This is a genomic window from Bradyrhizobium sp. cir1 (assembly GCF_014198245.1).
In the GTDB taxonomy this organism is placed as follows: Bacteria; Pseudomonadota; Alphaproteobacteria; order Rhizobiales; family Xanthobacteraceae; genus Bradyrhizobium.
On sequence record NZ_JACIHE010000003.1, the window covers coordinates 537,577 to 561,412 of the forward strand.

At 61.9% G+C, this 23,836-nt stretch carries 25 protein-coding genes; 24 read left to right on the plus strand and 1 reads right to left on the minus strand.

Annotation, left to right across the window (positions count from 1 at the left end):
• Window positions 1-5: 5 nt before the first annotated feature.
• The 8 genes from GGD63_RS10690 to GGD63_RS10725 all read left to right on the plus strand — a co-directional run bounded on the left by GGD63_RS10690 (window position 6) and on the right by GGD63_RS10725 (window position 8,934).
• Window positions 6-815: a SapC family protein gene (locus tag GGD63_RS10690; protein ID WP_183241540.1), complete on the plus strand. Its 810-nt coding sequence runs from the start codon at window positions 6-8 to the stop codon at window positions 813-815.
• Between the two features lie 122 nt (window positions 816-937).
• Window positions 938-2,800 (plus strand): efflux RND transporter periplasmic adaptor subunit, encoded by a 1,863-nt coding sequence (locus tag GGD63_RS10695; RefSeq protein ID WP_210315728.1) that lies wholly within the window; start codon window positions 938-940, stop codon window positions 2,798-2,800.
• Between the two features lie 10 nt (window positions 2,801-2,810).
• Window positions 2,811-4,961, plus strand: coding sequence for a hypothetical protein (locus GGD63_RS10700; protein WP_183241544.1), 2,151 nt, complete (start codon window positions 2,811-2,813; stop codon window positions 4,959-4,961).
• A 7-nt stretch (window positions 4,962-4,968) separates the two neighbouring features.
• A complete protein-coding gene (locus tag GGD63_RS10705) occupies window positions 4,969-6,969 on the plus strand; it encodes a preprotein translocase subunit SecA (protein ID WP_246785430.1) in 2,001 nt (666 codons plus the stop codon).
• Window positions 6,966-7,799 (plus strand): efflux RND transporter periplasmic adaptor subunit, encoded by an 834-nt coding sequence (locus GGD63_RS10710; RefSeq protein ID WP_183241548.1) that lies wholly within the window; start codon window positions 6,966-6,968, stop codon window positions 7,797-7,799. The genes GGD63_RS10705 and GGD63_RS10710 overlap by 4 nt, the downstream gene beginning before the upstream one ends.
• A 26-nt stretch (window positions 7,800-7,825) precedes the next feature.
• On the plus strand, window positions 7,826-8,089 hold the full coding sequence (locus tag GGD63_RS10715; protein WP_183241550.1) for a cold shock domain-containing protein: 264 nt from the start codon (window positions 7,826-7,828) through the stop codon (window positions 8,087-8,089).
• A gap of 210 nt (window positions 8,090-8,299) precedes the next feature.
• Window positions 8,300-8,548 carry a hypothetical protein gene (locus GGD63_RS10720; RefSeq protein WP_183241552.1) on the plus strand — a complete coding sequence of 83 codons (249 nt, stop codon included), beginning with the start codon at window positions 8,300-8,302 and terminating at the stop codon, window positions 8,546-8,548.
• A gap of 104 nt (window positions 8,549-8,652) precedes the next feature.
• Entirely contained in the window at window positions 8,653-8,934 is a 282-nt protein-coding gene (locus tag GGD63_RS10725) for a hypothetical protein (RefSeq protein ID WP_183241554.1), read from the plus strand.
• A gap of 158 nt (window positions 8,935-9,092) precedes the next feature.
• Here the strand turns inward: GGD63_RS10725 and GGD63_RS10730 are convergent, their stop codons facing one another.
• Window positions 9,093-9,392 carry a hypothetical protein gene (locus GGD63_RS10730; protein ID WP_183241556.1) on the minus strand — a complete coding sequence of 100 codons (300 nt, stop codon included), beginning with the start codon at window positions 9,390-9,392 and terminating at the stop codon, window positions 9,093-9,095.
• Between the two features lie 177 nt (window positions 9,393-9,569).
• Here GGD63_RS10730 and GGD63_RS10735 point away from each other — a divergent pair, with 177 nt between their 5' ends.
• From GGD63_RS10735 to GGD63_RS10810, 16 genes are all read left to right on the plus strand, one after another.
• Window positions 9,570-10,052 carry a pilus assembly protein N-terminal domain-containing protein gene (locus GGD63_RS10735; RefSeq protein WP_183241558.1) on the plus strand — a complete coding sequence of 161 codons (483 nt, stop codon included), beginning with the start codon at window positions 9,570-9,572 and terminating at the stop codon, window positions 10,050-10,052.
• Window positions 10,053-10,485: 433 nt separating this feature from the next.
• Entirely contained in the window at window positions 10,486-10,689 is a 204-nt protein-coding gene (locus GGD63_RS10740; RefSeq protein WP_183241560.1) for a hypothetical protein, read from the plus strand.
• Window positions 10,690-10,901: 212 nt separating this feature from the next.
• Window positions 10,902-11,408 carry a prepilin peptidase gene (locus tag GGD63_RS10745; RefSeq protein ID WP_183241562.1) on the plus strand — a complete coding sequence of 169 codons (507 nt, stop codon included), beginning with the start codon at window positions 10,902-10,904 and terminating at the stop codon, window positions 11,406-11,408.
• 1 nt (window position 11,409) lies between these two features.
• Complete coding sequence (gene cpaB, locus GGD63_RS10750; protein ID WP_183241564.1) at window positions 11,410-12,366, plus strand: Flp pilus assembly protein CpaB; 957 nt, start codon at window positions 11,410-11,412, stop codon at window positions 12,364-12,366.
• Window positions 12,366-13,562, plus strand: coding sequence for an AAA family ATPase (locus GGD63_RS10755; RefSeq protein WP_183241566.1), 1,197 nt, complete (start codon window positions 12,366-12,368; stop codon window positions 13,560-13,562). The genes cpaB and GGD63_RS10755 overlap by 1 nt, the downstream gene beginning before the upstream one ends.
• Window positions 13,559-14,995, plus strand: a complete 1,437-nt coding sequence (locus GGD63_RS10760; RefSeq protein ID WP_183241568.1) for a CpaF family protein — start codon at window positions 13,559-13,561, stop codon at window positions 14,993-14,995. Before GGD63_RS10755 ends, GGD63_RS10760 begins: the two co-directional genes overlap by 4 nt.
• On the plus strand, window positions 14,992-15,924 hold the full coding sequence (locus GGD63_RS10765) for a type II secretion system F family protein (protein WP_183241570.1): 933 nt from the start codon (window positions 14,992-14,994) through the stop codon (window positions 15,922-15,924). Before GGD63_RS10760 ends, GGD63_RS10765 begins: the two co-directional genes overlap by 4 nt.
• Window positions 15,921-16,829, plus strand: a complete 909-nt coding sequence (locus GGD63_RS10770) for a type II secretion system F family protein (protein WP_183241572.1) — start codon at window positions 15,921-15,923, stop codon at window positions 16,827-16,829. Before GGD63_RS10765 ends, GGD63_RS10770 begins: the two co-directional genes overlap by 4 nt.
• Window positions 16,830-16,837: 8 nt before the next feature.
• Complete coding sequence (locus GGD63_RS10775) at window positions 16,838-17,296, plus strand: hypothetical protein (protein ID WP_183241575.1); 459 nt, start codon at window positions 16,838-16,840, stop codon at window positions 17,294-17,296.
• A gap of 18 nt (window positions 17,297-17,314) precedes the next feature.
• The gene (locus tag GGD63_RS10780; protein WP_210315760.1) at window positions 17,315-18,634 is read left to right on the plus strand and encodes a pilus assembly protein TadG-related protein; all 1,320 of its coding nucleotides are present in this window, start codon (window positions 17,315-17,317) and stop codon (window positions 18,632-18,634) included.
• Window positions 18,634-19,044: a TadE/TadG family type IV pilus assembly protein gene (locus tag GGD63_RS10785; RefSeq protein ID WP_246785431.1), complete on the plus strand. Its 411-nt coding sequence runs from the start codon at window positions 18,634-18,636 to the stop codon at window positions 19,042-19,044. Before GGD63_RS10780 ends, GGD63_RS10785 begins: the two co-directional genes overlap by 1 nt.
• 363 nt (window positions 19,045-19,407) lie before the next feature.
• On the plus strand, window positions 19,408-21,072 hold the full coding sequence (locus GGD63_RS10790) for a type II and III secretion system protein family protein (protein WP_183241579.1): 1,665 nt from the start codon (window positions 19,408-19,410) through the stop codon (window positions 21,070-21,072).
• Between the two features lie 12 nt (window positions 21,073-21,084).
• A complete protein-coding gene (locus GGD63_RS10795; RefSeq protein WP_183241581.1) occupies window positions 21,085-21,483 on the plus strand; it encodes a hypothetical protein in 399 nt (132 codons plus the stop codon).
• A 107-nt stretch (window positions 21,484-21,590) separates the two neighbouring features.
• Window positions 21,591-22,127: a tetratricopeptide repeat protein gene (locus GGD63_RS10800; RefSeq protein ID WP_183241583.1), complete on the plus strand. Its 537-nt coding sequence runs from the start codon at window positions 21,591-21,593 to the stop codon at window positions 22,125-22,127.
• Between the two features lie 107 nt (window positions 22,128-22,234).
• Window positions 22,235-22,768: a hypothetical protein gene (locus GGD63_RS10805; protein ID WP_246785432.1), complete on the plus strand. Its 534-nt coding sequence runs from the start codon at window positions 22,235-22,237 to the stop codon at window positions 22,766-22,768.
• A 764-nt stretch (window positions 22,769-23,532) separates the two neighbouring features.
• Window positions 23,533-23,832, plus strand: a complete 300-nt coding sequence (locus tag GGD63_RS10810) for a PilZ domain-containing protein (RefSeq protein ID WP_183241587.1) — start codon at window positions 23,533-23,535, stop codon at window positions 23,830-23,832.
• Window positions 23,833-23,836: the final 4 nt, after the last annotated feature.

Below are 23,836 nucleotides of genomic sequence, written 5' to 3' on the forward strand. Positions count from 1 at the left end.
TAGTAATGACTGCCCAATTGTTGATTTACGAAACCGTTATTCCGTTGTCCGCCGCGCGGCATCGGGGCTGCGCCGTCGAGATGGCCAGGAATTATGGCTTCAGCAGCAAGACCAATTCGGTGCCTTTGATGGCCGTCGAATTTCCTGCTGCCGCATCGGAATATGCGATCGTGTTTGCCGGCACCAAGGACAACGTCATGCCGGCCGTCATTCTCGGCGTGCGAGACAGCGAGAACCTGTTCCTGTCGCAGGATTCCAAGTGGGACGCTAAATATGTCCCGGCGTTTCTCCGCCGCTATCCGTTCGTGTTCTCGACGAGCTCCGACGGCGAGAGGTTCGTGCTGTGCATCGACGAGGCCTATTCGGGGTTTAACCGTGACGGTCACGGACAAAAGCTGTTCGATGACGACAGCAAGCCCACCCAGTATGTCCAGAACATCCTGACCTTCCTGCAGGAATATCAGACCCAGTTCAACCGCACCCAGGCCTTCTGCCGCAAGGTGCGCGAGCTCGATCTGCTCGAGCCGATGCAGGCACAGGTCGAGCTCGCCTCGGGCGAAAAGCTGTCGCTCGCGGGGTTCATGGCGGTGAACCGGGAGAAACTGAAGGCTCTGCCCGGTGAAAAACTTGCCGAGCTCGCCAAGACGGATGAGCTCGAGCTGCTCTATCTTCACCTTCAGTCGATGCGCAACTTCCAGGCTCTTCCGTCGCGGCTCGCGGTCGTGAAGGGGACGGCTCCGCCGGCGGTCGGACCTGACGGTACCGCGGAGGCGGAAGCAGGCGATCGCCTGAATGGGGCGAGAGCGTCCGCCTAGAGAACGGATCACACCGTGTCCCCGTGTGATTGTGACGCCTCATCGGCGCTTCCGTCGCGCGCGCCGCGATGCTGTCCGTTACTGCAGCATCGCGGGCATAGCTCCGAGGGCGATGAGTAGCCATGACCACTGCGTCCCCGATCTATTCCTTCACCGAGGACGCAGCGCGCGCCGAATCGATAGCTTGGGCGAAATTCTCGGCAGCCAAGGACAGTGCCGAGTTTTGCGCGAGCTGGCTCGCGATCCTTTGCATGCAGGTCGAGCGGGTCGGCGGCGGGCTGCTGTTGCTGGGGCCCGACAAGGATGGCAGCTACGTGCCGGCGGCGGTGTGGCCGCACCCCGGCCTGGACATGCAATATCTCAGCCCGGCGGCCGAACGGGCTCTGACCGAGCGCCGCGGAATCGTGCTGCCCTCGGAGGGGCATGGGGCTTTGCGCGAGCACCACGCCTTTATCGGCTATCCAATTGAGGTGTCCGGCACTTTGCACGGGGTCGTCGTGCTCGATATCGGGCCCGGCCCGGAAGCTGCGCTGCAGCGGGCTTTGCGGCTGTTGCATTGGGCGAGCGCCTGGCTGATTGACCAGTTCCGCAAGGGCGCGCTGGAGGAACGCGACGCACGGCTCGCGCGAATGGGACTCGCCATGGATATCGTGGCGACTGCCATGCAGGAGCGCTATTTCTCGGCGGCGGCGCTAGCTGTGGCCAACGAACTTGCAGGACGTCTGGCGTGCGATCGGGTGAGCGTCGGGCTCGAGCGTTCAGGCAGCGTTGAAGTCAAGGCGATCTCGCATACCGCGACCTTCGATCCCAAAATGGATCTTGGTCGGCGCATCGGCAACGCCATGGACGAGGTGCTCGACCTCGACGTCGCGCTCGTGTATCCCCCGCGCGACGACGTGGAGCGCGCGGCACTCGCGCATGCCGATCTCGCACGCGAGTACAGGGATGTTGCGGTCTGCTCGGTGCCGCTCTCAGACGGCGGGCATGCAACCGGCGTGTTGACCCTGGAACGGGCCGCGGGCGAGCCGTTCGACATCGAAACCATCGAGCTGTGCAAGACCGTTGGCGCCTTGCTTGGTCCGATCCTGAAGCTCAAGCGAGAGAGCGAACGTGGCGTTCTGCGTCATGCCGCGACCTCGTTGCACCATGGCCTGGAGCTCTTGTTCGGGCCGCGTCATCCCGGCGCGAAGCTGATCGCGCTTTTGCTGGTCGGCGTCATCCTTTTCTTCAGTGTCGCGACGGGCACGTATCGTGTGGCGGCAAAGACAGTGATCGAAGGTGAGGTCCAGCGGATCGCCGCGGCACCGTTCGACGGGTATATCGCACAAAGCTTCGTCCGCGCAGGCGACACCGTGCATGCCGGGCAGGTGTTGTGCAAGCTCGACGACCGGGAGCTCAAGCTCGAACAAACACGGTTGTCGTCCGAGCGCGAGCAGCTCGACCGCAAATATCGGCAGGCGCTGGCTGCCCAAGAGCGTGCGAGCATGACGATCCTCCAGGCCCAGATCGAGCAGGTCGATGCCATGCTGTCGCTGGTCACCGACAAGCTCGCTCGCGCCACGCTGCTGGCTCCATTCGATGGCGTCGTCGTCGCGGGCGACCTGCACCAGCTCCTCGGGACGCCCGTCGAATTGGGCAAGATGCTCTTCACGGTCGCGCCATTGGACAGCTATCGCGTCATCCTGCAGGTCGAGGAGCGGGACATTTCCTACGTCAAGCTCGGTCAACAGGGTGAACTGACCCTCTCGGGTATCCCGCACCGGCGGATGGAGTTCTCGGTCGAGCAAATGACGCCGGTCTCGACAGCCCAGGAGGGCCGCAACTATTTCCGGGTCGAAGCGCGGCTGCAGAATGCATCCGAACGCGTGCGACCCGGTATGGAGGGCGTTGGAAAGGTCGATGTCGGCGAGCGCAAGCTGATCTGGATCTGGACGCACAACTTTGCAGACTGGGTCCGTCTGTCGATTTGGAAATGGCTGTTCTGATTGCGAGGTCATGGTGAACGCGCCGTTACTCAGCAATTGGTGGTATCGTGTCGCAGCGCGAAAGCCGAAGCTGCGTTCGCATGCACGATTGCATCGGCACATATATCGTGGCGAGGTCTGGTACCTGTTGCAGGACCCCGCCTCATCGCGGGTGCATCGCTTCAGCCCTTCGGCCCGGCTGATTGTCTCGCTCATGGACGGAACGCATTCCGTCGAACAACTGTGGGAGCTCGCGAACAGGCACCTCGGCGAGGACGCGCCCAGCCAGGACGAGCTCATTCAGCTGCTGGGCCAGCTGCATGCCGCCGACCTGCTGGAAAGCGATGTAACTCCTGACGTCGCCGAGCTCTTCGCTCGCAGCGAGCGCGAGCAAAGGGCGCGCCATTTGCGGTCCTATGGCAATCCCATGGCGATCCGCATCCCGCTGTTTGATCCGGATCGGCTGCTGAATCGCTGGGCGGGTCTTGTACGGTTTGTTTGGAGCGGCTGGGGCGCCATCGCGTGGCTGGCAATCGTGCTTCCGGCCTTCATTCTGGTCTGGCCGCATTGGCCGGAGCTCAGCCACAATTTCAGCGATCGCGTCCTGGCCATCGACAATCTGTTCATCATCTATCTGGTCTTTCCGGCGATCAAGGCGTTGCACGAACTGGGGCATGCCTCCGCCACCAAGGCCGGAGGCGGAGAGGTCCACGATCTCGGCATCATCCTGCTGGTCCTGCTGCCGGTTCCCTACGTCGATGCGTCGGCCGCCACCGTGTTCCGGTCCAAGTATCGGCGCGCGCTTGTCGGTGCCGCCGGGATGGGTGTCGAGCTCTTTGTCGCGGCGATCGCATTCTATATGTGGCTCCTGGTCGAGCCGGGCTTGGTGCGGGCGATCCTGTTCAATGTCATGCTGATCGCGAGCGTGTCGACGCTTCTGTTCAACGGCAACCCGCTGCTTCGCTACGATGCCTATTACATCCTCGTCGACCTCATCGAGATTCCCAACCTGGCGGCGCGCTCGGCGCGCTACTGGGGCTATCTGATCGAGCGATACCTGCTCGGCGTCTCCGATCTGGAGCGTCCCGATGCGACTGGCGTGGAGCGGGCGTGGTTCTTCTTCTACGGCTTCGCTTCGACCGTCTATCGCATCATGGTGACGATCCTGATCGCGCTGTTCATCGCGGGGCAATTCTTCTTCATTGGCGTCATTCTTGCCGTCTGGGCGGTGGGGGCGATGGCGATCCTGCCCGTTGCAAAGGCGGTGAGGCATCTCGTTGAAAACCCCCGCCTGCGCAAGCACCGCGCCCGGTCTGTCACGATCGCGGCCGGTCTCGTGCTGGGCCTCGCTGTCTTTCTGCTCGCTGTCCCGATGCCCTACCATTCCAACGTGGAGGGAGTGCTGTGGCTGCCTGAAGAAGCAATGGTACGCGCCGCTTCGAATGGCTTCGTCCATGAACTTCTGGTTACGCCAGGAACGCAGGTCGCGCAGGGCGATCCGCTGATCCAGAGCCGCGAGCCGACACTCGTTGCGCAACTGCGCAGGAATGAGGCCAAAGTGGCGGAGCTGCAGGCCGAGTATGCAGCGCAGTTCGTGTCGGATCGCGCGAAGGCGCAGATTGTTCGCGACAAACTTGAACTCGAGCGCGCAAATCTCGACCTCGCCCGTGAGCGCGCGTCCGACCTCGTGGCTCGCGCGCGCAGCGATGGCGTGTTCGTCGTGCCGCAAATGGTCGATATGCCCGGCCGCTACTACCGTCGGGGCGAACTCCTCGGTTACGTCGTCGGAAACACGACGCCGCTGGCGCGTGTCGTCGTGCCGCAGGAGGCGGTCGACAGGGTACGCATTACCACCGATCACATTCAGGTCCGTCCGGTGGACCAGCCGCGCCTGATCTTGGTGGGGCGTGTGTTGCGGGCGGTGCCCGCCGGCGGCGAATATCTGCCCAGCGCGGCACTGGGCGTGGAGGGGGGCGGGGATTTCGCCATTGATCCGCGCGATGCGAAGGGGCCGAAGACGCTGCAGCGGACCTTTCAATTCGACATCGCGCTTCAGGGTCTGGAGGCGGTGGACCATTTCGGCCAGCACGTCTTCGTTCGGTTCGAACATCGGATGGAGCCACTGGCGGTGCAATGGTATCGCAGCCTCAGACTGCTATTGTTGACGAACTTCCATGTCTAAAAGCGCTATGGAACTCGATCACCGCGAACTGGCGGTTGGCCGTCCCTATCCGGAGCGCGCGGACCGCGAGCCGGCGGTCCACGATCGGGTGGCTGAATATCTGGCGAAGGGTCTGATCGGACGCGCGTTCGAGGGGCTGCGGGATCCCGTTCGCGTCTTGATGCCTATCGTCGAGTACACCGCCGCACACGAGAACGCCCTGCGGATCATGAGCGACGAAGAACTGCGTGTGCAGGTGTCCAGTGTCCGTGCGAAGCTGCGGAATTCGGGCTTCACGCCGCCTCTCGTCGGCCGATGCTTTGCGCTGGTGCGGGAGGCGGCGTCGCGGACCATCGGTCAGCGGCACTATGACGTCCAGCTGATCGCAGGATTCGGGCTGCTGAAGGGCAGACTGGTGGAGATGGCGACCGGAGAAGGCAAGACCATCGCCGCGACGCTGCCTGCGGCGACCGTGGCGCTCGCCGGGTATCCCGTGCATCTCATCACCGTCAACGATTATCTTGCCCAACGTGACGCAGGCGAGATGAGGGCGCTTTATGAGTTCCTGGGCCTGAGTGTGGGCGCCGTGGTGCAGGGCATGCCGAAAGCCGACCGACGTCGGGCCTATGCGAGCTCGGTGACATATTGCACCAACAAGGAGCTAGCATTCGACTATCTGCGCGACCGTGTAGCTCTGGCGCACCGCAGCACCAGTTTGCATCTCTCGCTCGAGCGGCTGCGCGGCAGCCTGCAGCGTGACGAGGATCTCGTGCTGCGCGGGCTTTATTTCGGCATCGTCGATGAAGCCGACAGTATTTTCATCGATGAGGCGCGCACGCCCCTGATCCTGTCGTCGTCGACGGGGGCCGGCGAGGAAAGACTGCAGTGCGAGCAGGCGCTCGAATTCGCAAGCGGTCTTGTTGCGGGTGAGCACTATGAGATCGATCTCGCAGAGCGAAGTCTGGCGCTGACCAAGGAGGGGCGCCGGGAGATCGGCGGGCTGGCTGAGGGGCTGCAAGGCGTCTGGAGTTCGATTCGCGCTCGCGAGGAGCTTGTGACCCAGGCCCTCTCCGCGATGATGCTGTTCAACCGCGATCAGCACTATGTCGTCATCGACGGCAAGGTGCAGATCGTGGACGAGTCGACGGGACGCGTTATGCCCGACCGCTCCTGGGAGCGCGGCCTGCATCAACTGATCGAGGTCAAGGAAGATTGCGAGCTGACAGAGCGGCGCGAGACGCTCGCCCGCATCACCTATCAACGCCTGTTTCGTCGCTACATTCGCCTGTCCGGAATGACGGGGACCGCCCGTGAGGTCGCTCGGGAGATCAAGTCCGTGTACGGACTCGATGTCGTTCGCATCCCGCTGAACAGGCCCTCGCAACGCCGCGTGGCGTCCCCTCTGGTCTGCACGACCCCGGCCGAGAAGCTGCGGATCATTGCCGACAGGGTGGACCGGCTGGCTGTGGCCGAGGGCAGGGCGGTGTTGATCGGCACGCGCTCGGTCGGGGCGTCCGAGGAGATCAGCGCCGCCTTGAATGCACGTGGCATCGCGCACGCGCTTTTGAATGCGAAGCAGGACCAAGATGAGGCGGAAGTGGTCGCGAGGGCCGGCGAGCCCGCGCGTGTGACGGTCGCGACGAACATGGCGGGCCGCGGCACCGATATCCGGCTTGACCCGAGTGTTGCCGCGCGAGGCGGCCTGCATGTCATCCTGACCGAGTACCACGATTCGCGGCGGGTTGATCGCCAGCTGTTCGGTCGCTGCGCACGACAGGGCGATCCCGGCAGCTGCGAGGCCATCGTTTCACTTCAGGACGACGTGTTCATGATCCATGCAGGATCGATGACGCGCCTGATTGCGCGACTTGTCGGCAGCCGGATTCCCGTTCCGCTGCGAGTCTACAAGTCGTTGCGCTGGCTGGCTCAATTCCAGGCGGAACGGCGACATGGCTATGTGCGCGTCCAGAATGTGAAGCTGGATCGCCGGCTCGACCGGGTGCTTGCGTTTTCGGGGAGGGGCGAATGAAACGAGCTCGAGCATTTCTCGCCATTCTGGCCGTCTCGCTCGCCGCGGGAGCAGGATGCGCCAACGCGCAGGAGCGAAAACCGGAGGGGCAATTCGATTGCCTGATCCAGCCGAAAATGGTGCTCAAGCTCGGGACATCGGTGCCGGGCCTCCTGAGCGAGATGCTGGTCGACCGTGGCGACATCATCAAGAAGGGAGACGTCGTGGCTCGCCTCGAGTCGGGGGTCGAGCAGGCGGCGGTGTCGCTGGCGAAAGCCCGTGCCGAAAACGAGGCAACGGTTCGCTCGAGCATCGCCAAGCTCGAGTTCCAGCGGCGAAAGGACGAGCGATCCAAGCTATTGCGCAAGAACGACTCGGTCTCGGCGGCGGTTGCCGATGAGGCGGAGACGAGCGCGCGGGTGGCCGAACAGGACGTCGAGGAAGCGAAGGTCAACCTTGCTCTCGCGGCGCTGGAGGTGGCGCGCGCCAACGAAGTGCTGAAGCTGCGCACGATCCGGAGCCCCATCGACGGCGTCGTGGTCGAGCGCAAGCTGGGCCCGGGCGAGTATGCGTTCGACCAGGCCCATCTGCTGACGGTTTCGCAAATCGATCCGCTGCTGGTCGAGGTCTACGTTCCGCTCAGCCAGTTTGGAAAGATCCGTGTGGGCGCGTCGGCGGAGGTTTATCCCGAGGAGCCGGTCGGAGGCAGATACTCCGCGCTGGTGACCGTCGTCGATCAGGTTTTCGATGCGGCGAGCGGGACGATCGGCGTTCGCCTTGAATTGCCAAATCCGAACTACGCGCTTCCCGCCGGGCTCAAATGCCGCGTCCGTTTTCCCGGCGTTGGTTGACACGATCGAGCTGAAAAGGTTGCAAGATGCTGGAAGGTACGATCAAGACATATCACGGCGACAGGGCATTCGGCTTCATCAGGCCGGATTCCGGCGGCACCGACATTTTCTTTCATCTCAAATCATTCTCTCCCGGCCTCACCCCCGAGGCCGGTGCCCGGGTGAGCTACAATCTGGCTCCCGATCAGCGGTCCGGCAAGCGCCAGGCCGTCAGCGTCCGGGTGCTCGCCAATGCCCATAGCGCGCCTGTCCTGACGCGCTATGTCAGATCACCACGTCTGCCGCGCTAGCCGCTCGCTGGTCTGCTGCAGGACATCCTCATGCGCTCTGTCATATGCGAGGGACATCATGCTCGGTCGGCTTCGTAAGCTTGTCTTCCACATTCGGCACCGTACGCCCGCAGCCCGCTTTTCCGACAGCGTTCGCCGCGTGCACCGCCTGGCGCGCCTCATGTCCTTGATGCAAAGGCGACCTTCCCGTAAGGCCGGACAGAGCTGACGATGCCGGCCGATCCTGACAGAGGCAGCATTGTCGAGCGGGAGACGATCGTTCGTCGGCTGCTGCGGCGCGCCGCTGGACGAGCCGGTCGCCCGCAACGGCCGGTCCCGGAGGTCCCGTTCGGCCGCGAGAGCGACCCCAATCTTGAATTTGCCGAGCGCCGGATGGGCACCGAACTGGGGTGGCTCTTGGCGGCGTTGTCCGTTTTCCTCGTTGTCCATGCCGTCTGGACCAGGCTCGGCGCTTCATAGGCGGCTCGCGAGAGGACAGTACCGCTACGGGGTTTCACGAAGCAGGAGAATCGGCTTAGCTCCGTTCCAAGCGTGTATCCGTAAGAGGATCGACGGAGCAGCGTTTGGACGATCTGGAGCGCAAGATTGAGCTGCTCAAGAAGTCGCTCGCAGCGACATGGAGCAGTCTCGCCAAATCCTCCAGCTCCGCTGATGACAAGAGCCAGATGCGCGCCCAGGCAAAGCGCTGCAGCGAGGAGCTGCGGCGCTGCCTGCTGATCGCCGAGGCCAAGCACACGCGCGAGCACGTCAAGGCCCTGTCCGATCAGGACGGCCGCGTGCTGCCGAAGCCAAACTTCCGTTTTCTCTCGAACCGGGCCGCAACGGAGGCGGCCGATCCGGGATAAATAACCATTTAAGGGATGGAAACTTTCCGAGTCGCACCGATAAACGGCCAATTGGCGGGCTGTAAATGCCAGCGCGAAATGATTTTCGGAAGTTTACGTCCGTAACACTGCCCCAATCGCAATGCGCCACGTAAGCGACAGGTTGCCGCCGACCACGCTCATTCGTTCGGATGGCAGATCAGCCGGCGAGGATGCTCCGTGCCGAGCTCGGAAATCAGATAGGCGGGGGCCCGGCTTTGCTGAAACAGGCGCTCGGCCAGATCGCCGTCGCAACGCTTGATCTTGGTAACGTAGTCGCACCACTCATTGTCCCGGGGCTGCCGCAGGCGGGGATCGAGGTCGGGGCAGGGTCTCTCATCGACCAGGTACGCGGCTTGTCCGTGCGCGCCGCCGGCGGAAATCCAGGAGCAAACGACAAAGCAAATGATAAAAACGGATAAACCGAAGTAAATGCGCATGCCTGTCCCCACCCGCCCGGTAAATTCAGCTTCTCCCAAGCCCGGTGGAAACGCAAGGTCGAGGCCCCCGGGATCAACACCAAAGAGACTGCGGCGGCCGGCTATGCTAGTCTTCACCGCCCGCGCATTTTGCGGTTACGAGCTTCCTGTTTCTCGGGAGGAATTTTCATGAAACGAATGATTTTACCGGCGGCGTTACTGTCGCTCTTTGCCTTCTGCGTCGGTGGCACCGCAAGCGCGCAGCGCATGCAGGAGATCGTCGCCACCGAGACGATCGAGCTTCGGGCCGAGCAGGCCCGCACCTTCACGCTGGATCAGCCGGTGGCGAGGTTCTCCCTTTCCGTCGAGGACATCGCGCAGGTCATTCCGGAAACCGATCGCGTCTTCACGATCCGGGGCCTGAAAGCCGGTCGCGTGATGATGACGGCCTATGCCGCGGATGGTCAGGTGGTCCACCGCTCCAACATCATCGTGGACCAGACCCAAGGGCTGGTGAAAATCTATCGGGCCGACGTCAAGGACTATGTCGGCTTTTTCTGCACCAGCCGCTCGTGTGGTCGTGCCGATCCCGATGCCAAGCCGCTGCCTTACGGGGCGACACCTGAGGCCCAGCAGCGGAGCGAGGGCAGCAGCGCCGCGCCGCCAAGGGAGTCCCGGTGAGGAATACACCGGCAGGGCCGGCCGCGGCGCTGGACGCATAGGCGTTGGCGCCTGCGGCCCTTCGGAAATTCGGGTCCGCGTCGGTGCAACGCCCCTGGCAAGCCGCCGGGCGATGATAAATCGTCGTTGTTGCTGACTCGCGCGACCTGTCTGGCCGCGTCTTTCGCCAGCCGGTCTGCCGCTCATTCTGGCATATGCGCGGCTGGTTGCCTGCGGCAGGTGCAGTTAACCCGCATTTTAACGGGGTTTTGCCTCTTTAACTGCCGGCGTTACCCGGGTTCCAGGCGGTATTTTTCCGGACGCCCTAAGTAAGGTTAAAAAACGATTAGCAGGTGACAACTTTCAGGCGAAATATTAGAGTTTTAGTCAGTTGGCGATTTTTGCCTGCCAACGGTAATGGTCAGTTAATCTTAGTAAAGAGGGATTTTCTCCTATGTTGAAATATTACATCAAGACCACCGAAGCCCTGAAGCAGCTCCGCGCGGACAAGAAGGGCGTAGTGTCGTTTGAGTACATCATCGTCGCTGCTTGTGTGGTCGCCGCGGTCGCTGCTGTGTTCAGCACTGACACTACGGTTGGTATCGGGAAAGCTCTGAAGGCTGGGCTCGACGCGATCATCGCCAAGCTTCCCGCCTAAGCGTGCGTTGCAATCAATTCGGGGGGGCAACTGGGCTGTATGCCCCCCTGAGACTTCAAATTGTCACACCCAGCGTTGGCGTCGCCGGCGCAAGTGCGGTGCCCTAGACAACCGTTGAGTGGAAGCGATCAGCATACCGCTGCGGGGGGAGGTTATACGATCGTCTGACTAGGGGATATTGGACTGGCGATTTTTTTCTGAGGCGCGTTTTTATGAGTTGGATTGTTCACATAGCCTCAATTCTTGAAATCCTGTTGTTGCTGTATGTCGCAACGCTTGATGTCGCGACGCGACTGATCAGAAATGAGGTCTGCCTGGCGCTGGCGCTCCTTGGAATCGCCAGTCAAATCGGCAGTCCGGTGCAACTTGCTCAATCGCTGATCGCTGCTGCGATACTCTTCCTGCTGCTGCTGATCATCTATACGCGGGGATGGATGGGCGGCGGCGATGTCAAGCTGCTGACTGCCGTGACGATTGGTTTTCCGCTGACGGGGGTGATCCAGCTATTGACCATCACGGCAATGGCCGGCGGTGTTCTTGCCATGGCGCATCTGGTGATGCGCAACTTGCCATATCCAAAACTGGCGCCAGCCGGATCGTCGTTCGCGCGCCGCGTCTACGCGGTCGAGCGCTGGCGCCATTTGCGCCATGCGCCGTTGCCTTACGGAGTTGCCATCGCTTGCGGCGGCATCTGGGCCATTTTCAGTCGAGGATTTTGACATGTCATCCGCTTTGCGCATCTCGATCATCATGGTGCTGTTGCTCGCGACCACGGCGCTCGGGCTCATTGCCTACAACATGAACCTGCCGAGACAGGTCCCCGTGCAGGTCGCCGAAAGAGGACCGGCGGCGCCAGCAACTGTCGGATATTTCATCGCGGCACGACCGCTGCCAAAGGGCACATTGGCACGCCAGGAGGATTTCACGCTCCGCCAGGTGGCGCCGGATCGTGTTCCGACGGGGGCGATCCTTGAAACCCCCGACTCCTCGGCCGGGCTGCCCGGCTCTCTGGTGCGCAGGTTCGTCGAAGCCGGCAGCCCCATCACATTGCAGGATATCCTGCGCCCCCGGGACCGCGGCTTCCTCGCCAGCGTGCTGGCGCCGGACAGCCGGGCCATCAGCATCAAGGTCGACGAGGAATCCGGCGTCTCGGGCCTGGTCAGGCCGGGCGATCATGTCGACGTGGTGCTGACCCAGGTGTTCGAGAAGGCGGATCCCGCGCGTCGCGCGATGAGCGAGACCGTCCTGCGCAATGTCCGGGTCATCGCGATCGACCAGGAGATCGTGCAGGGCGGGCGCGGTATTGGCTCCGTGACCGGCAAGCTGCCGCAGACGGTGTCGCTGGAGCTGACGCAGGAGCAGGTCAAGAAGGTCACGGTCGCCAAGCAGCTCGGAACGCTCTCTCTGGCGGTGCGGGCCGCCATCGATCAGTGGGACAAGGGAGACACGGGTTCGATCTCGAGCTGCGACGTGTCGCCCGAGCTTGCGCGCCAGAATGCGATCGCGGGACAGCGGACGGCGGTGGTGGTTCATTCCGGCGGCGAGGTCAAGCAGTACACCGTCCGGAAGCAGGACGCCGAAGACGGCGACACCGCCGTGAGCTGCGATGGATCGGACGCTGCCAGCCGCACCGCCAGCGCAATTGGCTACGCTTCCAGGCAGCCGGAGAAACGCTGATGAATTTGGCCGTGATCACTCCGCCCCAGGATACGACATCCGTCGTCACGCGCAACCGGATCGTCTGTTTCGTCAATGACGAGATCAGCGCCGGCGCTCTCGGCAAGGGTCTCGAAGGCAGCAATGTCACCATCAGGCACGGCACGATCCGCAATGCCATCAAGATGCTGGAGACGGATACCGACCTGTTCGCCCTGGTGACCGACATCAGCGGCATCGATGATCCATTTCCCGAGCTGGAACGCCTGGCCGGCGTCTGCCCGCCCGACGTCCATGTGGCTCTGGTCGGTGACAACAGGGAGATCACCTTCTACCGCGAGCTGATGGAGCTCGGCTTGACCGAGTACCTCCCGAAGCCGCTGACGCGGGATATCGTGCTGGACCAGTTGCGCCCGAAGCTGCTGGGCGACGTGTCGCACGTTGCGGCCGATCGCGGCGGGCATGTGGTCTCGATCTGCGGCGCGCAAGGCGGTGCCGGCGCAACCAGCATCGCCATCAATCTCGCGCTGCAGATCGCCGAGACCACCAAGGCCAAGGTCGCGCTGCTCGATCTGCATCTGCAGGGCGGCGAGACTGCCGTGATGCTCGGCGTTCGGCCGGGGCCGGGGCTGCGGATCGCTTTGGAAAACCCAATGCGCGCCGACACGCTGTTCATCGAGCGCGCGGCCATCGAGGTCAACGAGCGGGTGTCCCTGATTTCCGCCGATGAGGAGCTGGATGCGCAGCTCGACATCACCGAGGCGGGGGTGCGGCACGTGCTGGGCCTGCTCCGCCAGCGCTTCAACTATATTGTCATCGACATGCCCGTGCCGTTCCCGCCGTCGATGCATTCGGTGATCGAACTGTCGCGCCACGTACTGGTGCTGCTGGAAGCCGAGGTGACCGGACTGCGCAACGCCCATGCGCTGCGCACCGCGGTCACCAACATCGCCGGCAAGGACCGGGTGTTCACGCTGCTGAATCGTGCCAATCGCGCCGGCGGGCTTCCGATGGCGACCATGGTCAAGGCCCTCGGCGCCGAACCGGACATGGTGATTCCGGACCTCGGCAAGGGCATGACCCAGGCGGTCAATCTCGGCATCCCCGCGCTCAAGCACGTCAGGAGATTGCGGCGCCACCTTGCTCCGATCGTCCGGGAGATCACGGGCATCGGTGCCGGGCGCAAGGGCCGGTTTAGGAGGCTGCTCGGGCTATGAAGAAGTTCGGTCGACGCCCGGACGATATGCCGGATCGTTTGCCCGCACTGGCGGCAGGCTCGCCCTTGCCAGTGCCTGGCGCGCCTGCTGCGACGACAAGTCTGCCGTCGCCGCCCCCAAGCGTGCCTGCCGCGACGCCCGCAATCGTGCCAAGGCGTGAGGACACGCCGGTTCACCACCCCGTGATGCCGGCCTCGCTGCGCGAACGGGTCATCGAGCAGATCGATCCGGCCGCGGCGGCAACCGTCTCGCGCGATATCCTGCGGCGCCAGGTCGAGGAAATCATCCACGGTATCGCCAACCAGGACCGGCTCGAACTGTCGGGCCGCGAGCAGATGATGCTCGCGGACGAGATCGCGGACGACATGACCGGCTACGGCCCGCTCCGGCCGCTCCTGCTCGACCAATCGATCAGCGACATCATGATCAACGGTCCCAGCAACATCTATGTCGAGCGAAGCGGCAAGCTGGAGCGGATCGCGGTGCGGTTTCGCGACAATAACCATATCGCCTCGGTGGCGCAGAAGATCGCGGCCCAGGTCGGACGGCGCGTCGACGAATCCAGTCCGATGGTGGATTGCCGCCTGCCGGACGGCAGCCGGGTCAACATCATCCTGCCGCCGCTCGCGGTCCACAGCCCCTGCATTTCCATCCGGAAATTTCCGAGCCGCCGTCTGGACATGGCCGGCATGGTCGAAAACGGTTCGATGACCCCGGCCATTGCGCAATTGCTGGAGATTGCCGGCCGGTCGCGGCTGAACGTCCTCGTCTCCGGCGGCACTGGCTCGGGCAAGACCACCTTGCTCAACGCCATGAGCCAGTTCATCGATCCCAGGGAGCGCATCGTTACAATCGAGGACGCGGCGGAGCTGCAGCTCCAGCAACCGCACGTGATCAGCCTGGAGACGCGGCCGCCGAGCCTCGAAGGCACCGGGCAGGTGACCCAGCGCGATCTCCTGTGGAACGCCCTGCGCATGCGTCCCGACCGGATTATCGTGGGCGAGGTCCGCGGCGCCGAAGCCTTCGACATGCTGCAGGCCATGAACACGGGCCATGACGGCTCGATCTCCACTGTGCATGCCAACAGCACCCGCGACGCCCTGACCCGCATCGAGAACATGGTGCAGATGGGGCAGGTCAATCTGCCGTCGCGGGCGATCCGGTCCCAGATCGTCGCGGCACTGGATCTCATCGTGCAGGTGGAACGCATGCGCGACGGGCAGCGCCGCATCATCCAGATCAGCGAGGTGATCGGCCTCGAAGGCGATGTGATCACCACCAACGACATCGCGGCGTTCGAGTATCAGGAGGAGGACGTCCACGGCCGCATATCGGGTGCATATAGGTCCACTCACGCGGTCCCGAAATTCAAGAGCCGTCTTGTCTATTACGGGCTCGATCGGGACTGGGACGAAGCTATGAGGCATATATGATACCGCAATCAGTGATCGTTGCCGTTTTGGCGCTCCTGCTGTGTGCGATAGCCGTGTCGTTGTGGCTGGACGCACGACAGCGCCGGATGGAGCGCCAGCTCACGACAGCTCTGCCAAGTTCAGATCCGGCCAGTTTGCCCTCGATTCGCCGTCTGGAGAGTGGCACCCGCTCGCGGTTTCTGCATCGTTTGGCCAACTACCGCTCGGGCATAGTTTACGCTTGGCACCCGGCTTACGTGGCGGGGGCCGCCATCTGCGCGGCGTCAGCGATCTTCTATTTTAACCGTCTGCTTGGATTTTCTACGCTCTACGTGTCGATCGCGGCTGCGATTGTGGCGATTGTGGTGGTGCGAGGTCTCCTTGGATGGCAACAACGGCGTTTTGTCGATCAACTCTTCCGGCAGCTACCTGACGCGATCCAGCTAGTGACAAGCACCGTTCGATCCGGGCTACCTGTGAATGAATCATTTCGCACGATCGCTCGCGAGATGCCGCAGCCGACGGCCGGGCAGTTTGCTATCGTCTGCAGCGAATTGGCTCTGGGGAGGTCTCCAGAGGAGGCCGTGGAAGCAGTTTATCAGCGAACACAAGTACCGGAGTACGCGATGTTTGCGGTCACGCTGGCCGTCCAGTTGAAGTCAGGCGGCAGCCTGGCCGAAACGTTGCAGACGCTGGCAGAAACGGTAACTCAGCGCGTTGCGCTGGCTGCCCGCGCGAAGGCCCTCGCTGGAGAGGTGATCTTCTCGTCGCGCGCCCTTTCGTTGGCACCTCTGATCGTAGGTGGGTTGCTATACTGGATCAATCCGCAAACAATCGATCTGCTATTCCATGACCCCGTCGGGAACAAGCTTCTGGCATATGCGATCGGCTCGGTGCTCCTCGGGCACTTCGTGATACGCTGGATGATCAGACGGGAGACCGCGCTATGAGTGCTGGCCTTGGTTTTGTGGCCCTCGCCATCACTGCCGCGGCTGCAACCTTCGTACTGATTATCCGCGAAATCCACCTTCGCACGCTGAACACGCGGGTTTCGAATGCCGTGCTGGGGATCCCTGACCGACCGATACGCTCCCAACACGTGATCGGTTGGTTTTCCTCGATCGGCACGCGGTATCGGAGCTTCTACGCCGAGGAAAATCTGGAAGAGCTGCGAGCAATCTTGCAATCGGCAGGTTTCAATCATTACCGAACGTTGCCGATCTGGATCGGAGTGAAGATCGTCAGCATGTTCTTGTTCCCTGTTGCGGTTTTCCTTGCTGCGCAGGTTTCGGGAAGATCACCGGGCGATGTGCTGATCTTCACGCTGTTTGGCGTGGTGATCGGCATCATGGGGCCGCGACTCATATTGTTCGTGTTGAGACGGCGTTTTGATGCTGCCATCCGGCTGGGCACGCCTGATGCGATTGATTTGCTGGTTGTATGCAGCGAGGCGGGAATGGCCCTCGAGAGTGGGCTCCAGCGCGTAGCCGAAGAAATGAACCAGTCTAACCCCGCAATGGCCCGCGTCTTACATGGTCTTCTCGATGATCTCCGGATATTGCCAAGTCGCGTCGAGGCATTCGAGAAATTGGCGTCGACCTCGGATGGGCTTCGCCGCTTCGGCACTATGGTTAGCCAAAGCCTGCAATACGGAACGCCCCTGGGTCAGGCTCTGCGCACGATCGCTTCGGACCTCCGGCGCGATCGCATTACTAAGCTGGAGGAGCGAGCGCACAAGCTGGGCGCCAAGCTGACGATTCCGATGGTATTGTTCCTACTTCCGGCCATGTTCGTCATTCTCGGCGGAAGTCCGTTCCTGCATCTCATTCGTACCTTTGGCAAACTTGGACACTGATCCGATCCATGAGTGCGGTCCGAACTTTTGGGCTTGAAAAGCAGAAAGAATCGCTTGCGGCGGATCAGCGCGGGGCCGTCGCGCTTGAGATGCCCTTCGTCTTTATTTTCTTGATGTTCAGCCTGCTCCTGCCGCTTGCCGATGTTGCAGTCGCCGGCTTCAAGTACATTTCCGCCTATCAGGCGTTGCGGGATATGGGACAACGTACTCAATATTCGCCGCCGAGCGACGTCACAGATGCGGGCGCTATCAGCAGCTGGCAAAGCTCTCTCCCCACGAGCGTCGCAGGCTACTCTGTCACTACGCAGATCTATTGCGGCGATCCAGGAACTCCGGCTCCGTGCGCTTCGGGAACAATTTTGCCCAAATACTATACCTTCACAACAAGCTTTACCTTGTCGCCCCTCGTACTTGGATCGGTGTTCTGCAGCACCTGCACCATAAACTACTCGGAACGATTTCAATAGGAGCTTGTCGTGCGTAACATGCTTCGATGTCGTAGAGGTTCAGTCGCATTCGCGACCGTTATCGCCTTGGTGCCCCTGATCGGAGTGGTCGCGCTCGGGGCCGAGGCGGGATCATGGTACGTCACCAAGCAACATGCGCAGACGGCAGCTGATGCGGCAGCCTTTTCCGGCGGTTTGACGCTGGCGTGCTCGATCTCTGGAAGCAGCAATTGCGATACAGCGCAGGACTATGTCTATCGCGGCAAGGAATTCGCAGCCCAGAACAAGTTCTGCAACACCGGTGATACTGTGTTCACGTGCGCAAGCTCGCTTGCCGCGGATACGACACAAACCGTGCTGATCGACCAAGGTGCATATGACGCCGTTACCGGCGCTTGGACCAGTTCGACGAGCGGCACTTTCGTTCGCGCCAGTGTCAGTCAGCATCAGCCGGCATACTTGGCAGCAGTACTTGGCTTATCGACTGTCGATATCGGCGCTCAAGCCATTGTCCAGATCCAGAACCCGAAGAACCTGTGTGGCTTGGGACTTAATTCGTCAGGTACCTCACTTACGATCGGTGGTAGCAGTATCATTACCGGAACTGGCTGCGCGCTGATGTCAGACAGCGCCGTCAAGTATAACAGTACTCCGACTTTCGTTGGTTCGGATTGGGCCGTTGATGCCGTAGCCGGTTGTAAGGCTTCGTCGGGCCATTGCACCATTAGCGTGCCTTATAACTATAACATGCTGCCCGTCGTGAACCCGCTAAAGGTGCTGGATACCGAAACGTTCAATAGCCGGACAGGCAATACACCACCACCGCAAGGGAGCGATCCGCGCTGCAATAGCAAAGGAAAATGCTATTTGCTCACTCCGAACAGCAGCGCAGGAGCGTACAAAGACATTACGGTGAACAATAATGACACGCTAATTTTTACCGCCTCCGGAACCTATTTTTTTTACAATGCGAGTATAAAAATCAATTCCGGAACGGTCATTGGCACAGGCGTAACCCTTGTTTTGCTTGGGACGTCGAGCCTTTCAATTGGTAGTGGCGCAACGGTTAATCTCTCGGCCCCTGCGACAAACACCTTCTCTTCTGACCTGAATGGCGTTCTGATCGACGACCAGTCGAGCGCAGCGGTCTCCATCACCGGCGGTGGCACGGTTGCATTGAGTGGCGCGATGTACTTCCCCAAAGCCGACGTTACTTACGGCGGAACGGTTCAAGGTGCGAGTACCTGTGCAGAAGTGATCGCCAATACGCTCACCATAAATGGCAACGTCTACCTGAGCTCGACTGGATGTGGTTCGAATACCATCACAAGTACTCAAATCGTTGCTTTGGTGCACTGATGAGAAAGCTCGACCAGCGCGGGGTTGCGGCGCTTGAATTTTGCATCGTCGGTGCGGTGTTCTTGACGATGGTGTTCGCTATCTTCGATCTCGGACGTTATGCAATCACCGTTCAATCGTTGCGATCACTTGCGAACGCTGGCGCTCGGCAAGTCATGATCAGTTGCTACACGCCTGCTGCAGCCCAACAAAAGACGCCTAGTTGCAGCGGAGACCCGCTGCCAACCGATGTGGCCAAACAGAATGTTGCCCCCTTCTCGTTCGTCGGTACATCCGCGCCTACGCTCAGCGCGGCTACGGGGAGCGGTGTGATTACGGTACAGGCTTCTCAACCCAAGTTCGGGATGCTGCTGCCGATCTGGGGCGCACAGTTAGACCAGCCGAGTGCGTCCACTGAGATTCCCTTCTAGGTATCACTGGACTTGGGCGTCGGCACTGCCGTTCCGCTGGGGGGGGGCTGCAACGAAAAGTGGTGCCGGAGGGCAACATTAATCAGTTTTCTGCGGCATTGCGGCACTGCGGCAGGGGTCTCGCCTTGCCAAGCGCGCGCAGGATTGATGATGATCCCGGTGCTGCTTTGCGCGGCCGGCAGGGCTTGGTCCCTGGTGCGGGGATGATTTTAGGCCCGTGTAACTGCGGGAAGAAAATACCTAGTAACGGTTTGTAGTCGAACGAATTGTAAGCTCTGTGGCGTTGCGTACGAAGGAGAGTTGCTGAAGCGCCCGGGAGTGCATTGTCGGGGACAGCCGTAGAATGCGGCAAGGGGTTTGGAAATGGGTGGCGGTCGCGTTTTCATTGGGGCCCGAAACAGGCGCTGCGCGCTGAGCGTGTTGGCTCTGGGCGCCGGCCTCGCCTTGGTCGGTTCCGCGGACCACGTGGGCGCCGCCGACCGGCGGGTCTCCCCTGGTGGCGTCTTCGTCAGCGAGATGAACGACGTCCAGCGCGTCAAGGTGATCGTCAACAAGTCCAGGACCTTCCGCGTCGATCAGGCCTTTGCGACCATCGTCGCCGGCTCGTCCGACATCGCCGACGTGAAGTCGCTGAGCGATCACCTGATCTACATCCAGGGCAAGCAGACCGGCACCACCAACGTCATTTTGCTCGACTCGTCGATGAAGCAGATCGGCATCCTTGATGTCGAGGTCGCCATCGACACCAACAGCCTGCAGCAGAACATCCGCGCCAGCACCGGCTCCCCCGGCATTCGCGTCTCCTCGTCCGAGGGACAGGTGGTGTTGAACGGAACGGTCGTCGATGCCGTCGCCGCCGAGCGGGCGATGGCGATTGCGACCGGCACGGTTGGCAAGGGCGGCACCGTCGTCAATGCGATGAGCGTCGCGGCGCCGCAACAGGTGATGCTGGAGGTGCGTTTCCTCGAGGTCGGTCGCGACGCTGGCCGCAATCTCGGCGTCAACCTTTATGCGGCAAATGCCAATGGGACCAACGTCGGGAATACGGGGCTTGGCGGTCTGAATACAGCGGCGGGCCGCACACCAATCGGCGGTATTAATACCGCCAACGGTCCCCTAGGGACTGGCGGAGGCGCCGTCGGTTCTCCTCCGACGGGAAGCCTTCCTCTTCTTGGAACGGCCGGGACGCTCATCGGTACCGCTGGCGGCATCGCTCCAGCCCCGTTCGGAAGCTTGTTGACGAGCATCATCAGGACAAGCGGCGGCGGTTCGGTAGACCTGCTGATCTCTGCGTTGGAAACTAAGGGATTGGCACGTCGACTGGCTGAGCCGAACTTGACCACGCTTTCCGGCGACGCTGCGCGCTTTCTAGCCGGCGGCGAATTTCCGGTTCCGGTGGCCTCCACAGCAGGTACTGCTGGCTTGGTGCCGACTGTGACGATCGAGTTCAAGAAGTTCGGCGTCGAGCTGGCCTTCGTCCCCACTGTCCTCTCGCGCGGTGCGATCAATCTTCGCGTCGAGCCATCCGTCAGCGAGCTCGATTTCCAGAACGCAGTCACGATCGCCGGGACGACCATCCCGGCATTGTCGCGGCGCGACGCGCGAACTACGGTCGAGCTGCGCGACGGCCAAAGCTTCGCCATCGCCGGCCTGCTCCAGACCCGCAACCGCCAGGAAGTCTCGCAACTGCCCTGGATCGGCTCGGTGCCGGTGATTGGAACCTTGTTCAGCAGCAAGTCCTACCAGCAGCAGGAAACCGATCTCGTCATCATCGTGACGCCGCGCCTGGTTGCGCCGGCTGCGCCGGGGCAGCAACTGGCCTCGCCGCTCGATTCGCGCCTGCCGGCCAATGACGTCGATTTCTTCCTCAACGGCCAGATGGAAGTCCGCAAGCGTTACGACGACTACGTCAATTCCGGCGGCGAGGTGAAGGGGCCGTACGGCCATATCATCGCGCCCGAGCTCAGGGCGCCGGTTCCGCCTCCGGCCGCGGCAGCCGGCCAGCCGGTCGTGAAAACCCTCAATTGAAGGACGCGAGAGATGACCATCAGGTATCTGGCTCTGTGCGCGCCCGTCCTGCTCGGGGGATGTTACGGGCTCGCGGGGCATGACGAGGTCGACCGCTACTTCCAGCGCTCCGACACGATCACCATGAGCGCCGGCGATGCCAAGCAGGTGAACGCCGTCACCCACACCATCACGCCCTGGCCGCGCTATGTCGGCGACACCAGGATCGCCACCGACGCGCGCCGCGCCGGCGCCGCCGTCACGCGCTACGGCAACACGAAACAGCCCGTGGATCAGCTTCCCGACATCAGCGAGCCGACGAAGCAAATGGGGGTACGGCCCACGCCGACTCAGAGCATCGACGTGCAAGGTTTGGGAGCTGGTGCGTCTTCCGGTATCTCGGTACCGGTGGGCGGGCCTGCAGCAAGATAAAAAACTCAAATCATTTCAATGACGGGTCTACTGTGCATGGGGTTGTTTTGCAGCATTGTGCTGGGGACCAGCGGAGGCCGCTGCGAGCCGGCGGGGGACAAGGACTGATGCGGCGTCTATTTCTGATGCTGACCTGTTGCTGGCTGGGGACCGGCCTTGCCGCGTGCGACTACACGGTGAGGGAGGCCGCGATCGTGGCACCCGTCGATCCGCCGGGCGGCGATCCCGTGCAGGAGCCGACCGACGTCAAATATTACCCGTCGGACGAGCCGGTGCGGCTGGGGCTGGAGCACTTCAACCGCGGCAATTACGGCATTGCCAACCGCTATTTCAGGGATGGCGTCGAGAAGTCCCCGAAGGACCTGACCGCCTGGATCGGCCTTGCTGCGAGCTATGACCGCTTGCGCCGCTTCGATCTGGCCGACCAGGCCTATGCGCAGGCGATCCGCCTCGGCGGCGAGACCGTGCAGATCCTGAACGATCAGGGCTATTCCTACATGCTGCGCGGCAACCTGAGCGCGGCGCGGCGCAAGTTCGAGAAGGCCTACTCGCTCGATCCGGGCAATCCGGTCATCGCCAACAATCTCGAGCTGCTCAACGGCAGCCGGCGGTTCATCGAACGGCCGCCGAACAACCAGCCGTGAATCATAAACCGCGGTTTATGATTGCCTTGGGTCGGTAAAGCCCGCCCCGGCGCGCGCCAGGGGGCCCCTTAAGACAAGCTCAACGTCTTTGACGTATGGCTTGTCGCATGAACCGGCTTTTTAAATTGCAATTTCTTGGGCCGTTGGCACTTTTTGCCGCCACGCTGAGCGCCGAGCTCGCCGTCCGCGCGCTTGAATACGCCCCGAGCTCCGAGGTCCTCTGGTTCATCAATCTCAAGCTGTTCGGCATCTTCCAGCGAAGCGACGCCTATCTGAGCTATTTCGTCGGCATCGACGGCTTTCAACTGTTCGGACTGGCGCTTCCGATCTTCGTGCTTGCCTGTTTGGGGCTCGCCGCCAAGTCCCGGCCGCTCTTCACCATCGCAACCCATCTCAGCGCAGCCTACGCCGTGTTTCTGGTCGCATCCTGGCAGGTTGGTGCGCCGACCCTCCGGCAGGCATCGCTCGAGACCATTGCGGTCCCATCGGGGGGCCTGTTCGTGATGGCGACCATCCTCGGCACTTGCATGCTGTCCTTTGCAATCACGCATCTGCTCTACTTCCTCGCCGTTCAGCAGGAAGTCGGAGCTCTGGTTCGTCGGTTGCGGGGAGGCTCTCGCATCGTCCACGAGCTCGATTGATATCGAAGCGCGTTCCGATCAAGTGAAGGCCGGCCAGGAGCTGGCGGAGCACGGCGGACCACGGTTTCTCTGGCGAGCCGGGCTTCCCCGGAGCCCGGGATCGGCCTGAAATTACGGCAGTATGGTTCACCGTAGTCGAACGGAATCCACATGGCACTTCAGTACCGCTAGGGTGCTGATGCCGGGGCTGGATTTCATCACGGACAACCATTTCAACCGGCAAGGGGCCGCTCTTTGAGCGGCCCCTTTCAGTTTGCGCAGGCAATGGAAAGGAAGCCCGCCTCCGGCAAAATAGGGCAGTGGAGGCGGGCCAAGGTCGCTTTGCGGCGCCGCTCCACCCGGGGCTGGCTGGGTCCCGTCGCTCGCGATGGAACCGTAGCACCAGGGGAACCCTGCCCGAAATCCGCAGGACTACCGGAACCCAAAATCGAGTTAAGTGAGTTTTACGGCGGCTGATGTCGAATTTACGATCGTAAATGCCGTTAAAGGCGAGGCGTTGCAAGCGTTCAATCCGCGTTTGCGTCCCGGGTCGCTCCAGCTGCGGAATTCCGGTTTCGATTTGCCGAATCCGACACGCTCGTTAGCCTTTTCTGAATTTTTGTCCCGCACTATCGGGACGATGCGCAATTTCAATGCTGTGCGCTTCGGCCGGCGGCCGAGGGGTGTCTAATTTCGTAAGGGCGTCTCGCGCCTGCGGGCTTGGCTTGCCCGGCAGTGGCGAGCTGCGACTCCATTGAATTTTTAAATCCGGGTTTCGTCCTGATATGCCTGGTTCGCTACCACCCGAAAGACGTGGAACGGCACGTATCGAGTTCTCGCGCGGCGTCGACGTGCACATGGTGGCTATTGACGGAACGTGGAGCCGTCAATGTCAGATGACCGACGTGGCCGAGGCCGGAGCGAAGCTCAAGGTCGAAGGGTCGATCGAGGGGCTTGCGCTGAAGGAGTTCTTCCTGCTGCTTTCGACGACCGGAGCGGCCTTCCGCCGCTGCGAGCTGGCCTGGATCAATGGCGACAACATTGGAGTCCACTTCCTGCGCGGCAAGAACTCGAGCAAGGGGTGAGTGG